Source organism: Candidatus Paceibacterota bacterium (assembly GCA_035452965.1).
Classification (GTDB): Bacteria; Verrucomicrobiota; Verrucomicrobiia; order Limisphaerales; family UBA8199; genus UBA8199.
The window spans coordinates 422625-436376 of sequence record DAOTCE010000001.1 but is presented as its reverse complement, the minus strand read 5'-3'; the positions used below and the strand labels follow the sequence as shown (position 1 = coordinate 436376).

Here is a 13752-nt window from a genome sequence, read left to right as displayed (position 1 = left end):
AACGGGTCGTTCGCACGGTTATACACACGCTGGAACCGGCCCGCTACAGCCGGAACTGGCGCTTGGTCTGGAGAGCTTTCTGGAGGGCTTCCTTGACGGCGTCGAGCCGGGCGGGCAATTCGATGGGTTCGTTGGCGTGGCGGCTGGGGAACTCGAGCTGGCGCTGATGGTACTTCACCTTCATCTCGACGAACTTCAGCCCGTGGGCCGTGGAGATCACGACGACGCGGTCGGACTTGTTGACCTTGCCGGCCTTGAGCAGCTTAAGGAGCACAGCGAGCGCCACGCCGGTGTGCGGACAGTTGAACATCCCGGTGCGGTCGCCCAGGGCGGCGGCGTCGGCCAATTCCTCTTCGGTGGCCTGCTCGACGATGCCGTTGAACTGCTTGAGAGTGCGGACGGCCTTCTCAAAGCTGACCGGGTTGCCGATCTGGATGGCGCTGGCCAGCGTCTTCTGGGCCTTGACGGGTTCGAAGCTCTCGAAGTTGCGCAGGTAGGAGAGGTAGAGCGGGTTGGCCCGCTGCGCTTGCGCCACAACGATGCGCGGCAGCTTCGCGATCAGCCCGAGGTCCTTCATCATCAGCAGCCCTTTGCCCAGCGCAGAGACGTTGCCCAGGTTGCCGCCGGGGATGATGATCACGTCCGGCGCCTCCCAGTCGAATTGCTGGACGATCTCGATGCCCACCGTCTTCTGACCTTCGACCCGGAGCGAGTTCATGGAGTTGGCCAGGTAGAGGGTCGGGTCTTTGGTGATCTGCTGCACCAGCTTCATGCAGCCGTCGAAGTCGGTGTCCAGGTAGAGCACCAGGGCGTCGTTGGAGACGGGCTGGATCAACTGCGCGATCGAGATCTTGCCCCGCGGCAGCAGCACGACGGATTGGATGCCCGCCGCCGCGCAATAGGTTGCCAGCGCCGCCGAGGTATCGCCGGTCGAGGCGCACGCCACGGCCTTGATCGGCGCGCCTTCCGAGATCATCTGTTTGACCTGGGAAACCAGCACCGTCATACCGAGGTCCTTGAATGACCCGCTATGGGTGTTGCCGCACAGCTTGATCCAGAGGTCCTCCACCCCGATCACCTTGCCGAAACGCTCCGCCCAGAAGAGGTTCGTGCCGCCTTCGTAGAGCGACACGACGTTATCGTCGCTGATCTGCGGGAGGATCCACTCCTTCTTGCCCCAGACGCCGGAGCCATAAGGCCATTCGTTGCTCTTGTAGCGGTCCTCGAAAAGCCTCATCCAGGCCGCCGGACTGCGCTTCGCCAGCTCCGCCGCATCATGCTGCACCTCCAGCAGTGAGTGGCACTGATGGCATTGGTACACGATGGAGTTCAGCGGATACGTGGTTCCGCATTGCGGGTTGATGCACTGAAACCAGGCTCGATAGGACATGTTGTTGTTCTTTCACTTGCCGCCGCGGGCCAATTGCGCCGGAAACGGCATAAGCCAAAAGCAGCTGAATGATGCCAGCGGGGGATTCCAATTCAAGAACGGAACAGCGGCCGCTTGGGCGGAACCGGATGCCACGGCGAGGCGCCCTTGCCAACAGTGGCTTGCGGACGAGGCGGAGCACCGCGGCGGCAGAGCGCGGCGCGGGCTGCGCCAGGGCCTGGCTGGAGTTCAACCTCGTTGGCCTTGTCAGGGAGTTCCCCGACACGAAGGTTCTTATTTTCCTGACTACTGGGGGGAGTCCCTTTCGGGCTATTCTCGCACCGCTCTTCGGGTCAGGAACCGGCCGGCGGGCGGGTCAACTCAGGGCAAGCGGAATGAGGCAATACTGAAATGAGCACTCGGATCACAAGAAAAGCAAAGGCCGCATGATGAAAGCGTTAACTCAACAAGGAACCATGACCGTGCAAGACCAACAAACGTTGATATGCGAAGGCGGCGAACGAACGCAGCTGCCCGCGCCGGAATCACACGAGGCCTGGCCGCGGTTGGGAACTGCGTTCGTGCCCGAGCCGGTCTTCCCAATGCCCGCCGGGAAATCCGGGCCGGAACCCGGAACGGGACCCAGGGCCGCGGCCAGCTCGAAAGCACCCGGGCGGGAACCGGCGCCGCGCGATCCCAAACGCAGCGCCGCTGGCGGAGACGCGACCTTCACCCTCTATCTGCGCGAAATCGGCCAGTTGAAACCGCTGACGCCGCGGCAGGAGACCAGACTGGCCGCCCGGGTCAAGAAGGGTGACAAGCAAGCGCGAGCGCAAATGATCAAGGCCAGCCTGCGCCGGGTGGTCAAGATCGCCCGCGACTACGACAACATCGGCCTGCCGCTGCTGGACCTGGTCAGCGAAGGCAACGTCGGCTTGATGAAGGCCGTCGCGCAGTTCGACCCGGCGAAGGGCGGCACTTTCTCCGACCACAGTTCGTGGTGGATCCGGCAGTCAATCAAACGGGCGCTCGCCAACCATTCCAGGACACTCCGGCTGGTTCGCTGAAGCGGGGAGGCGGTTTTGCCCCCGCCCCTTACTTCTTGAGCGGACCAGGGAACGCGACCAGGTCGGACCGGGTCTTCCCGTTCTCCGTGATGCGCGGCAACGTGTAAACCATGCCGTCTTTCCCGATGGTGATGGCGTTGACGTAGAGCGGGCGCTGGCCGTTCTCGTAAAACACCGCGCCGTGGTCGGTGTACTTGCCGGTCGCGATGTTGTAGGTGATCAGGTGGAGGTCTTCGAGGCCCTTGGCTTCGCCCATCGCCGTCTTGGCCTTGCCCGCCAGCCGTTTGCCGTCAATGTAGATCGGGGCGCCGGTCAGGTAATGGATTGTCTTGCCGTCCGGACCGAGCATGAAGCCGAGGTAGCCGTAGCTGAACTGGTCGAACATGCCGCAGCGTTTCGACGGTTCGGACGTGATGCGGTCCAGCACCTCGAAGCGAACCTGGCGGGGGTGGAACCGGAAGAGGTAACCCGAGTTGCCGTGGACGCCGTAGATCATGCCATCCTGTTCACGCCAAAAGGTCTGGCGCCAATTGTAACCCATGTGGCCGGGGTTGGTGGGGTCGTAAATGCCGAAGTAGTCCTTCTTCATGTCCTCGCCTTCAACGGCGGCGACGGCGTCGGTCCTGGCGTCGTAACGGAGGATGGTGCCTTCGGAGGTGGTGAAGTAGGCGGAGCCGTCGGACTCGTCCACGGCGATGGAGCGGCAGACGGTGCGGTAATCAGGGCCGACGCCATCCTCGCCGAGGGCGCACATCTTGCCGAAGCTCTTCTGGTCCCGGGCGGCGACGTCGTAGCGGTAGAAGATGCCGCTAGGCCACGTGAGGGCGAAGAGGCGGCCGCGCCGGGTGTCCATGCTCATGGTGAGGACGCCTTCGCGGCCGGGGCAAATGCCGTAGTCCTCGAACTTGCCGGACTTGAGATCATAGGAGAGCAGGTGGCCGCCGGGGTAGGGCTTGTAGCCCGCGGGCGGGATGCCCATGGTTTCCTTGCCCTCGACAATGCTGTAAACGCCGACGTGCGTGGCGAAGTATAGCTTGCCTTTGGCCTCGCAGAAGTTCACGTGGCTCTTGCCTTGCGGGATCGCCTTGGTGCCCTTCTCGCCGCAGGCCTCGGTCAGGTCGCCCAGGTCCTTGATTTGCTGCGTCCTGGGATCGAGGCAGAACATCCTGGCGCCCTGGTCAATATTCTCCGAGCTGAGCACGTAGTAGATTTTGCCGTCGCTGCCTGTGCCCATTGCGTTATAGCTGTCGTGGCCCAGGGCGAAGCCGGAGTTGTAGGTCCTGGCGATGATCTTTTTGCCCTTGTAGGCCTTGCCGTCGGGGACGACCAGTTTCGGCGCGCTGTCGCTGGCGCCGCAGGCCAGGGCCGTGGCGAGCAGGAGAAGGGGGATGAAGTTCAAGGGGTTGACTGAGTTAAGTGTGGTGCGTGCTTTCATGATTTGGTTAACAGGTTCGTTCTAACAGGCGCTGCCGGTTGGAGCCGGCGGCGCCGGCTCGTGGGATTTGCGGCCATAGACCTTCGCGTAAGACCGGCAGAACGGGCACAGGTCGCCAAAGGTCTTCACAAACCAAAAGGCGAAGCCGGCCTGCCGGCGTCGGGCCCGCCGACAGACGACACAATTCGCGCAGAACCGGGCCAGCGCGCGGGTTCTCTCGGTGACAAGTGTTCCGCTCACGATGTCTTTGGCCCCGGCCAGGTCGGTTGCATGGTCCCGGCGCCAGGCCCGCCCGGTTGCGGGAGCGCCAGCGACAAACCCGCCCCCGCGAGAGGTGCTTTCTCCCGGAGATGCCGGTGCGTGATGCTGTCTTGCACAGTGGAGTTCCGACGTTGTTGCCCGACTGACGAGGCCGATTCTGGAGGGATATCACTCCCAGTCAACCGGATTCTGCCGCGTCCTCCCGCCAACTGCAGCGGCTCGTTGGGCGGCAATGTCCGATGCGACAAGGACTTCGGAGGACTATTGCTTTCTCTTCCTGCCCGCCGGCTTCCTCCGGACTTCCTTCACTCGATAGTCCACCATCCTCTTAATCAAAGCGAATGGGACCGGCTTATCGAGCGGGAATTGGATAGAACCCTTTGCGCTCTCGTAATCGGTCAGCTCCGCAGTGAACGCTTGGATGGCCGAAGGCGTGGGATAGAACCCGATGTGGTTTTTGAACGCTGCGAAGTGCACCAGATTTCCGCCCAGGACAAACGTCGGGATCTGGTACTTGATCGTTTCCTCCGCGTCAGGCGCAGCATTCCTGATCACGCTCCGTAATCTCTGGAGCGTCGCCTGAACGTCCCGCGGGAAGCCCGCTATGTACTCGTCAATGTTTTTGGGTGGTGCGGCTTTCATGCTTTGGCGCCCGCAATGGAGTCCGTTGGTGAGATGGTCATGTTTCCAGGAACGCTTGCCCGGCGGGGGCATTACGTCCGCCTTTTGCGTGCCGTTGCAGCAACCGCTCCCGGTCCTCTCGATTCATCACACGGCAAATCGCTCCGGGGTGCTGGATCCTGAGCTTGCGTGCCATGACCCTGCTTAGGCAAGCCTCACGGCCCGGTCAAGCTAATCACGCGGGCACTACCGAGTTCCTCAATCCTCAGTGGGTTGCGGACCCGACTCACCCAACCGTGAAAGCGGCAGGCCGGGCAGTCTTCGGCACGTCGCAGCCCCAGGCGCAGATTGAGGTGGCGTGCCAAGGACTGCCCACCCTGCCTCCACCGGTTACCGCAGTCCGGTGATGCTGTCCCCTATCCCTGAACCGGGTAGCCGCCCCACAGGAAACTGGCGTTGTGTCCATTTTTGAGACATTGGTGGTTGCCAAGTGCGGCCTCCAAAGCCGGAAGTGCCGGTGCGACACCGCTCTGAAACCCGAGATGCCCCGGTGTGTATCCCATGGGGATCGCTCCCCATGGGATACACACCGGGGTCCCGCTGGATAGGCGCCGTCCCATCGCCGTGGCTGGCGTGGGCGTGGGGTGGCCCGGAATTGGGGGATAAGGGGAGCCGGTCGTTGTGGCGCGGCGGGTTGCGCGAGGCGGAGGTCTCGGTATTATGCGGCAGGTATGACTGGCATAGATTGTATTGCAGCGCTGAGGGCACTGGGCGAATTGAGCCGGCTGCGGATTATGCGGCTGTTGCTCAAGGAGCAGCTTGAGGTGAACGCGATTTCGGAGCGGCTGGGGATGTCGCAATATAATGTGTCGAAGCATCTGCGGATTCTGCGGGAGGCTGGGTTGCTGGAGGTCGAGAAGCAGGGAAAGCAGCGGGTATACGGGGTGATTTCAAGCCTCAAGAGTCAGCTTACGGCGAATAGAAACGTGCTGGAATTGGGGTACTGCACGTTCCGGTTTGACAAGTTGCCGAAATAGGCCGGCTTGAATTGCCGAACTTACGGCTCGGTGTCGGCTTGTTCCAGGACAGCGAGTATTCGATTGAAGGAGTCGCGCACGTGGGCGTAGTCCCGCACGTCCACGGTGAATCTGCCGTCGCGATTGGGCCTTGTGGCGACATGCCCATCGGCAAAGAGAATGTCCGCAATGCGTTGCTGGTGATGGGTGCGGGGTTTGACGTTGAAAACAGCCAGGTCATCCGGACACAGGAAAAGGGTGTCGATCGCCAGCGCGCGAATGGGCAGGCCATTGCGGTTCAGGCCAAGGCTGTCGAGCTTGAGGTGTTCGGTTGGAGGAGGGGCCGCCGGGTTGTCGAACAACTGGGTATTGCCGCCGTGGCGATAGTAGTAGCTGCCCTGGGCCTGATTGGTGCCGACCTTGTTCAACTCGGCCTGGGCGTCCAGCGGCTGATCGCTGCTGGGGCAGAACAGGACCTTGGGCTGCGTGGCGAGGTAAGACTGCAGGAGGAGGCCGAGAGCCGCCGGGGCGCCGCTTCGCAGCGAGAGGAGACTCGTGGGGGCGCCGGTGGAGGGGTAGAACTCGGCGGGGTTGGTGAAGGGCGGGGCTTTGGGGCCGAAGGGAATCCTGCCGTCGAAATCGGGGGCGTAGTTGTGTATGGCGATGCCGATCTGGCGCAGGTTTGAAACGCAGGCCGCTCGCTTGCCCTTTTCCCGGGCCGATGCCAGTGCGGGCAGCAGCAACGCGGCGAGGATGGCGATGATGGCGATGACGACCAGCAGCTCGATGAGCGTAAAGGCGCGAGTGGATGAAGGCGCGGAGTTCATCCGGTTCTCTCAGGGCAGTCGCCGCGCGCAGTAGTAGCGGCGAGCGCCGCTCGCCACAGAATCGGCAAAGGGCGTCATCCCGCTGATATTGGTGAGGCTGCCCAGGCTGGTCCAGTTGGATAGCGGAAGGATGGGGTTGGTGGCGGAGAGGATTTCGATGGCGAGGCCCGGCTCGCTTCTGAGGGTGAACTGGAATTGGCTGTTGGTCCAGACGGGGTCCAGCAGAATGGGCTCGAGGGTTGAGGAGAGGCGGACGTTGTCCAGATCCCAGTAGCCGCCTTCGAGGGCAGGGTCCACGGTGGAGAGCATCTGGATGCCGATGTGGCGCCCGGCCCAGGCGTCGCCGGGCCTTACAGCAGAAACGTTGACGTGGAAATCGAGGAGGTGCGTGTTGTTGCTGAAGACGGCGGTGGTATTGGTGAGCGAGACGGCGGCCACGGTGACCCGGTTGCTGTTATCGTCCCGGTAATACAGGCTGAGTTCCAGCGCGGCGCCCTGTTGCATGCCGCCGCCGGTGCCGATCACACCCACGGTAAGCTGGTAAGATCTGCCGGCTTCAAAGGTGGCGTCAAACTCGTGCGTCGGCGCCGGGCTCCGCCAGTCGGTCGAGTCGTAGTCCTGGAACAGGGCGACCTCCGGCACGACGAACAGCCAAACGGCCTGGTTGCCGTCGCAGTTGTCAATGTGGCCGGAGGTGTTGGTGAGGGGGTTCTCGAATAGCCCGACGTTGTAATCCCAGAGGAACCCGCCACTTTCAACATACCAATCGGGCTTGGGAACCTTCTGCCAGGAGTCAACATTGACGCTCACATAGGGGGCGTCCGGGGATTCAAACGAAGCGTTGGGAACGAGAATCATCTCCGCCCGCGATCGGTTGCCGCAGGCGGCGAGAATCAGGCCCATAGCCATGCATACGAGGAACCCTCTGCTCATGCGGCCGGCGATCATAGCAGACGGAATCCTCCCGGACGAACACAAATGGCGCGCGTCCTACGGCGAGCGGCGGGGCCGCAGGCGGACCGCAAGCAGACCGCCAAAGCCAAACAACAAGAGGGTCGCGGAGGCGGGTTCAGGGACGACGCTCAGGCGGACATTGTCGAAATCCCAGTTGCCGAACGAGGTCATTTCGATGGGGATAGTGGACGCCAGCTCTATGCCGATGTACTGACCGGCCCAGGCATCGCCCGCCTGAACGGGTGGAATGTTGACAGAGAAGTCAATCAGGTTGAGGGGCGATGTGTCGGGAAAGGTGCCGGCGTTGTAGGTGATAGCGGTTGAGCCTACCGTTACCCGGTTGTCCAGGGTGTCACGGTAGTACAGGCTGAGCGTGAGGATGGAGCCCAGCGCGAGGCCGGGTTTTCCGAAGACCCCGACCGTCAGGTTGTAGGCGTTGCCGACCTCGAAGGTGGCGTTGAAATCGTGGGTGGGTGAGGTGCTGTAGTCCTGGAACAGCGCGACCTCCGGGACGGCGAGCAGGTAGCCTGCCTGGGTGCCGACGTGGTTGACGTAGGGATTGACGTCGAAAAATACCCCAGCCGTGCCCAGCCAGGGAATTCCGTATTGCCCAAAGGCCGGAGCATACCAGGCGGGTTCGGGATTCTTTTGCCACGAGTCAACGAATGTGTTGACGTAGGGGTAGGTGCCCGGCGCGGCCTGAAACTCGAAGGAGTAGTTAGGAACTGCGATGGGCTGGGCGCAGAGCGGGAGAGCCATGATCGCTAGCGCCGCGCCGCAGTGCTTGGATCTTGAGTTGAACATGTGCGCGACGGTGCATATGATGCCGCGCAGTGTCAAGTTTGTCATTGTGCGATTATGAATAGCCCATTGAATTCAGCCAGTCAATTCGGGCACGGAATCCCGGACCCCGCCAGGACGACGGCAGCCCGCTTCAACCTGGACGGAACGGCTGTGGATGTGTTTGACCTGAAGACGCTGCTGCTGACGCGAGGAATCAACGTGCCGGACGAAGTGGTGCGGCAATTTGGCCAGACGCACCGGCTGGCGCCAACGAGCCATCCGTTTTGCTGTAACTGCCTGCTGCTGCCGGGGAAGGTGCCGGCACACATGTTTCATATTGGGCCGGGGGCGGACTTCAGCCTGACGGTGAATGAGGCGGGGGAGCCTTGGCTCACCTATCGCGGGCAGGAGGTCACGAAAGTGGACTTCCCGCCCGCGACGAGCTTCTACGAGCGGAGCAGCAGCAAGGGGTTTCCCTTTCAGTTAATGGCGGTGTTGCAGGGGCTGGACGTGGTGTCGTTTCCGTACCTGTGGCCGTGCCAGTTTGCGCTGGGGGGCCAGCCGTGTGACTTCTGCTACCAGGGCAACATGACGTTGGACCTGAAGCGGGCCGGGCAGCCGCTGCCGCCGATTGCGTCCCCGGAGGATGTGGCGGAGGCGGTGGAATACGGCGTGCGCAGTGAGGGCATCCGGGATGTGCAATTGACGGGCGGGTCGGAGGTGGACTCGGCGTGCGGGGAGGTGCCGCTGGTGGCGGAGGTGCTGCGGGCGATTGAGCGGAGGCTGGGCCTGAAGAATATTCCGGGGGAGATTTACGTTTACACGAGCGCGCCGCGGGATCCGGCGGCGGTGAATGCGCTATTTGCCGCGGGGGTGGGCCGGGTGGCTTATGACTTGAACGTGTGGGACAAGGCGATCTTTGAGGAAGCGTGCCCGGGCATTTCGCGGCACGTGGGGCGGGAGCAGCAACTGCGGGCATTGGAGTACGCAGCCCAGCGGCACGGGCCCAACAAGGTGTGCAGCGCGTTTGTGGTGGGCTTGGAGCCGGTGGAAAGCTTGCTAGCGGGAGCCAAATATGTGGCGGAGAGGGGAATCGTGCCGCTGTTCTCGATCTGGCTGCCGCACTTCCGGCCGGTGCGAGGCTCGACCACGCCGCCCGGCCTGGACTACTACCGGCGCGCGCGCGAGGGGTTTGTGGAGCTGTTCAGGAAGCACAAACTGCAGCCGCCCGGGGGGGCGGGGTTGAATGTGTGCATGTGCCGGGATTTGTGCCTGCGGCAGGAGAGTTGAGCGCAGGTCCGCAAGCACACCCCGCCGTTCGCCCCAGGCGGGTTTGACAAGCGCTCAGACAAGCGAATAACCGTTGACGCTCGCCTTAAGCTCCGCCGATGATGGCGGCATGAGCCAATTTACACGTCCACCAGCTTCACGGCGCGAATTCCTGATCACCTCCACCCGGTTTGCCGCGGCCTCCGCTTTGGCCGGCATGGCCCTGCCGCAGGTGCATGCCGCCGGTTCGGACCTGATCCAGGTGGCGCTGGTGGGTTGCGGCGGGCGCGGCACCGGCGCAGCGGCGCAGGCCCTGAATACCAAAGGCGGCCCGATCAAGCTGGTGACAATGGCTGAGATCTTCCCGGACCGACTCAACACAAGCTACGAGAACCTCAAGGGCCAGGTCGGCGCGCGCATGGATGTCCCGCCCGAACGCCGGTTTGTGGGGCTCGATGCCTACCAGAAGGCTCTTGATTGTCTCAAGCCCGGAGATATCGCCATCTTCACCACGCCTCCCGCCTTCCGGTGGGTGCATTTCGGCTATGCGATCAGGAAAGGCCTGCACGTGTTCATGGAGAAGCCGGTGACCGTGGATGCGCCCACCACCAGAAAGATGTTCGCTCTGGCCGATGAGGCCGATAAGAAGAACCTCAAGGTCGGTGTGGGTTTGATGGTGCGCCACTGCAAAGCCCGGCAGGAATTGCTCAAGCGCATACAGGGCGGTGAAATCGGCGACCTGGTGCTGCTGCGGGCTTGCCGCCTGGGCGCGCGTGCGGGTTGTGTCGGCCGCCGGCCCGCCGATACCAGCGAACTCATGTATCAAATCCGCCATTTCCACGCCTTCCTCTGGGCTAGCGGCGGCCTCTTCAGCGATTTTAACATTCACCAGATTGACGAATGCAGTTGGATGAAGGGGGCCTGGCCCATCAAGGCCCACGCCAACGGCGGACGCAACTTCCGCGGGGATTCCGTGGACCAGAACTTCGACAATTACTCGGTGGAATACACTTACCCGGACGGCACCAGGCTGTTCTTCAACGGGCGGGCGGAAACGGGCTGCCACGATGAATTCGCCAGTTACGCTCACGGCACCAAGGGATCGGCTATCATTTCGACGGCTGTGCATACCCCGGGCCGCTGCCGCATCTTCACAGGGCACAACTTCACTCGGGCGAACATGAGCTGGGCTTTCCCGCAACCAGAACCCAATCCGTATCAATTGGAATGGGATGATCTGGTGCAGGCCATCCGGGAGGACAAGCCGTACAACGAAGCCAAACGGGGAGCAATCGCCAGCCTGGTTACTTCCATGGGCCGCATGGCCGCCCACACCGGCCAGGAGATCACCTACGACCAGATGCTCGAATGCCCGCACGAATTCGCACCCGGCGTGGACAAGCTCACCGGCCAATCCCCCGCCCCGGTCCAGGCGGATGCGAAGGGCGCTTATCCGCAGCCCGAGCCCGGCGTGAAGAAGGATCGCGAGTATTGACGAAGGCAGGCTGAGCCTCAGCCATCCCGGTCAACACCAGAGGCGCCTTGGCGGACGCGCAACGAAGGTGCTGCCTCCACCAGCAAACCCGAAGAGCGCGGCTTGATGCGCAAAGCGATTCGGGGCAGTCTGTCCGCGTGGTTATTGACGAAGCACGATTCTCCCTCTCACCCGGCCGCTTCCTCTCTTCAGTCGCCCGGACGTTCCTTGTGGTTCTGTGTGCGAGCGGCGGCCTGGGCGCGGAGGAGTTGCTGCCAGAAGGGGACGCGCCGGCCGCTCTGGAGAGCCGTCACTTTCCCGACCGCGTCCACGAGTTCGTATGGCGGAACTGGCAGGCCGTCGAGCCGGCAAAGCTGGCGAAGATCCTGGGGGCTTCGAAGCGGGACATCACGGCGCTGGCCACATCCATGGGGTTGCCACCCGGCGCCAAAGTGCCCCGCGAGCTGAGGGAGAGAGGCTATATCACCCTCATACGACGAAATTGGCATCTCCTGCCTTATGAGCAACTGCTGGAGTTGCTGGAGATGACGCCGGAGCGGCTGGCCTTCATGCTGCGCGAGGAGGATTTCTTGTGGATCAAGCTGGGCCGTCTGAAACCCAGGTGTGAGCCCCTCCGCTACCGTCCCCCGGACGAAGCGGCACGGCGCCGCGCTGCCGAGATTCGCCGACTCGTTGAGGCGGATTTTGGCGAGGAGCTCCGACGCCCGGCTGAAGCCCGCTTCGAATTCGTCCGGCAGCTGAGCCGGCCGATGGGCCCAGCCTCGCAGAAGCCTGTGGCCGGCGGACCTCGCTCCTTGCGGTTGGTCTATTCCTACGTCGCTTTGTATGGCGATCCACTGCTGAATCCCAGGCTGGACCCTTATCCGGACGGATTGCTGGAGCGATTCTCCGCGGCCGGGATCAACGGCGTCTGGCTGCACGTCGTCCTGCGCGACCTTGCGCCCGGCGGCACAACGTTTCCCGAGTTTGGCGCCGGCCACGAACGGCGCTTGTCCAACCTCCGGGCCCTGGTGAAACGGGCGCGGAAGCACGGCGTGGGGGTCTATCTCTATCTGAATGAGCCCCGCGCGATGCCCGCGGCGTTCTTCAAGCAGCGTCCCGCGTTGGCCGGTGTGCGGGAAGGCGAATCCACCGCGCTCTGCACGGCGCAGCCGACGGTGCGCCAATGGATGGAGGACGCGCTGGCGTTTGTCTTCGAGCAGGTGCCCGGTCTGGGGGGCGTTTACACGATCACGGCGTCGGAGAACCTGACGAGTTGTGCTTCGCACGGCGACTGGCGCTCTTGCGAACGCTGCAAAGCCCGCAGCGACGCGGACATTATCTCCGAGGTTGCGGCGGTGATCGAAGCGGGAGTTCATCGTGGCAACGCCGGGGCGCACGTGCTCCTGTCGGACTGGGGTTGGAGGGGCCATGGCAGCGCGCCGGATATCATTGCGCGTCTGCCGAAATCGGTCTGGTTGATGTCGGTCAGTGAATGGAGCCTGCCGATTGAGCGCGGCGGGATCAAGAGCACGGTGGGGGAGTACTCCATTTCGTCGGTCGGTCCGGGTCCTCGCGCGCTTGCGCACTGGCAGGCCGCTCAAGCAGCCGGGCTGAAGACAGGGGCGGAGATTCAATTCAACAACACGTGCGAAATCGCCAGCCTGCCTTACCTCCCGGTGATGGACCTCGTGGCTGCGCATTGCCACAAGCTAACCTCGGCGACGAGGCTGGATGCCATGCTGATCGGCTGGACCATGGGCGGGTATCCTTCGCCCAACCTGCAGCTTGCCGAGCGATTGACCCGCACCCCTGCGCCAGAACCCGATAAGGTGTTGGATGCGCTGGCGCGGGAACGGTTTGGCCCCGCCGGCGCCCCGCATGCCCGCAAGGCGTGGACCCTGATGAGCGATGCTTTTTGCCAGTATCCCTTTCACATCAGCGTGGTTTACACCTCCCCGGTCCAGCGCGGTCCCGCGAACCCGCTTTATCCCGTAAAGACCGGCTACAAGGCGACCATGTGGGGGATTCCTTACGACGATCTGGATGGCTGGCGCGGACCCTACCCGCCGGAGGTGTTCGCGGCGCAGTTCGAGAAGATCGTCGCGGGCTGGCAGCCGGGCATTGCCGAGTTGCGGCTGGCGGTGGAGAAGTCATCCCCATGCCGGCGACGTGAAATCGAGGCGGACCTGCGACTGGCTCAGGCCGCAGCCATTCATTTCCAGTCCGTGGCCAACCAGGCGCGCTTCATTCTAGCCCGCGACGCGCTCGCCCGCGCCCCGGCGACCATCCCACCCGAAACGCGCCATCGTTTGCGGGCCGAGGTCGCGCGCTGCCTCGAGTCCGAGATCAGTTTGGCTCGTCAGCTCTTCACTCTTACGCGGCAGGATTCGCGAATCGGCTTTGAACCCTCGTGCCAGTACTTCTACCTGCCATTGGACCTGGTCGAGAAGGTGATCGCCTGCCGGTGGCTGTTAGGACAGTTCAATTGAAATTGCTCCTCCGCGCCGGCCTGTCCTGGGCGCTGCGGGAGTGATTCGCTTTCCGGAGCCCCGGAGGGCGGCCCGAGAATAGCCCAAGGCAAGCCGCTGAGGCCGCCGCCCTGGGTGAACGACCTCCCCACCCAATGCCTTTTCCTTTCCGGTTTGGCGTGCCGGGGGCACGCCAAACCGGAAG

The 13752-nt window shown here is 63.1% G+C and carries 10 protein-coding genes and 1 pseudogene; 5 read left to right on the top strand and 6 right to left on the bottom strand.

The features are described 5' to 3' along the window. Positions 1 to 43 precede the first annotated feature (43 nt). On the bottom strand, positions 44 to 1390 hold the full coding sequence (thrC, locus tag P5205_01620; protein ID HSA09044.1) for a threonine synthase: 1347 nt from the start codon (positions 1388 to 1390) through the stop codon (positions 44 to 46). 719 nt (positions 1391 to 2109) lie between these two features. Between thrC and P5205_01615 the strand changes: the two are divergent. Further along, positions 2110 to 2424, top strand: a pseudogene (locus P5205_01615) (sigma-70 family RNA polymerase sigma factor). Between the two features lie 40 nt (positions 2425 to 2464). Here the strand turns inward: P5205_01615 and P5205_01610 are convergent. Further along, entirely contained in the window at positions 2465 to 3871 is a 1407-nt protein-coding gene (locus tag P5205_01610; protein HSA09043.1) for a hypothetical protein, read from the bottom strand. Between the two features lie 522 nt (positions 3872 to 4393). Further along, positions 4394 to 4774: a DUF1801 domain-containing protein gene (locus tag P5205_01605; protein ID HSA09042.1), complete on the bottom strand. Its 381-nt coding sequence runs from the start codon at positions 4772 to 4774 to the stop codon at positions 4394 to 4396. 710 nt (positions 4775 to 5484) lie between these two features. Between P5205_01605 and P5205_01600 the strand changes: the two genes are divergently transcribed. After that, positions 5485 to 5790 (top strand): metalloregulator ArsR/SmtB family transcription factor, encoded by a 306-nt coding sequence (locus P5205_01600; protein ID HSA09041.1) that lies wholly within the window; start codon positions 5485 to 5487, stop codon positions 5788 to 5790. A 20-nt stretch (positions 5791 to 5810) separates the two neighbouring features. On the opposite strand, the gene P5205_01595 is transcribed toward P5205_01600, so the two are convergent. From P5205_01595 to P5205_01585, 3 genes are all read right to left on the bottom strand, one after another. Next, positions 5811 to 6596, bottom strand: coding sequence for a DUF1559 domain-containing protein (locus tag P5205_01595; GenBank protein HSA09040.1), 786 nt, complete (start codon positions 6594 to 6596; stop codon positions 5811 to 5813). Between the two features lie 9 nt (positions 6597 to 6605). Beyond that, positions 6606 to 7499, bottom strand: a complete 894-nt coding sequence (locus tag P5205_01590; GenBank protein HSA09039.1) for a hypothetical protein — start codon at positions 7497 to 7499, stop codon at positions 6606 to 6608. A gap of 87 nt (positions 7500 to 7586) precedes the next feature. Continuing rightward, positions 7587 to 8399, bottom strand: a complete 813-nt coding sequence (locus P5205_01585) for a PEP-CTERM sorting domain-containing protein (protein HSA09038.1) — start codon at positions 8397 to 8399, stop codon at positions 7587 to 7589. Positions 8400 to 8408: 9 nt separating this feature from the next. On the opposite strand from P5205_01585, the gene P5205_01580 reads away from it, so the two are divergent. The 3 genes from P5205_01580 to P5205_01570 all read left to right on the top strand — a co-directional run bounded on the left by P5205_01580 (position 8409) and on the right by P5205_01570 (position 13568). Further along, positions 8409 to 9623: a radical SAM protein gene (locus P5205_01580; GenBank protein HSA09037.1), complete on the top strand. Its 1215-nt coding sequence runs from the start codon at positions 8409 to 8411 to the stop codon at positions 9621 to 9623. A 109-nt stretch (positions 9624 to 9732) separates the two neighbouring features. After that, on the top strand, positions 9733 to 11097 hold the full coding sequence (locus P5205_01575; GenBank protein ID HSA09036.1) for a Gfo/Idh/MocA family oxidoreductase: 1365 nt from the start codon (positions 9733 to 9735) through the stop codon (positions 11095 to 11097). 137 nt (positions 11098 to 11234) lie between these two features. Next, positions 11235 to 13568: a hypothetical protein gene (locus tag P5205_01570; protein HSA09035.1), complete on the top strand. Its 2334-nt coding sequence runs from the start codon at positions 11235 to 11237 to the stop codon at positions 13566 to 13568. Positions 13569 to 13752: the final 184 nt, after the last annotated feature.

What these genes read in the sequence shown, in the direction of transcription:
- thrC (HSA09044.1), bottom strand. Translation starts at nt 1,390, where the DNA reads ATGTCCTATCGAGCCTGGTTTCAGTGCATCAACCCGCAATGCGGAACC.
- P5205_01610 (HSA09043.1), bottom strand. Translation starts at nt 3,871, where the DNA reads ATGAAAGCACGCACCACACTTAACTCAGTCAACCCCTTGAACTTCATC.
- P5205_01605 (HSA09042.1), bottom strand. Translation starts at nt 4,774, where the DNA reads ATGAAAGCCGCACCACCCAAAAACATTGACGAGTACATAGCGGGCTTC.
- P5205_01600 (HSA09041.1), top strand. Translation starts at nt 5,485, where the DNA reads ATGACTGGCATAGATTGTATTGCAGCGCTGAGGGCACTGGGCGAATTG.
- P5205_01595 (HSA09040.1), bottom strand. Translation starts at nt 6,596, where the DNA reads ATGAACTCCGCGCCTTCATCCACTCGCGCCTTTACGCTCATCGAGCTG.
- P5205_01590 (HSA09039.1), bottom strand. Translation starts at nt 7,499, where the DNA reads ATGGGCCTGATTCTCGCCGCCTGCGGCAACCGATCGCGGGCGGAGATG.
- P5205_01585 (HSA09038.1), bottom strand. Translation starts at nt 8,399, where the DNA reads ATGACAAACTTGACACTGCGCGGCATCATATGCACCGTCGCGCACATG.
- P5205_01580 (HSA09037.1), top strand. Translation starts at nt 8,409, where the DNA reads ATGAATAGCCCATTGAATTCAGCCAGTCAATTCGGGCACGGAATCCCG.
- P5205_01575 (HSA09036.1), top strand. Translation starts at nt 9,733, where the DNA reads ATGAGCCAATTTACACGTCCACCAGCTTCACGGCGCGAATTCCTGATC.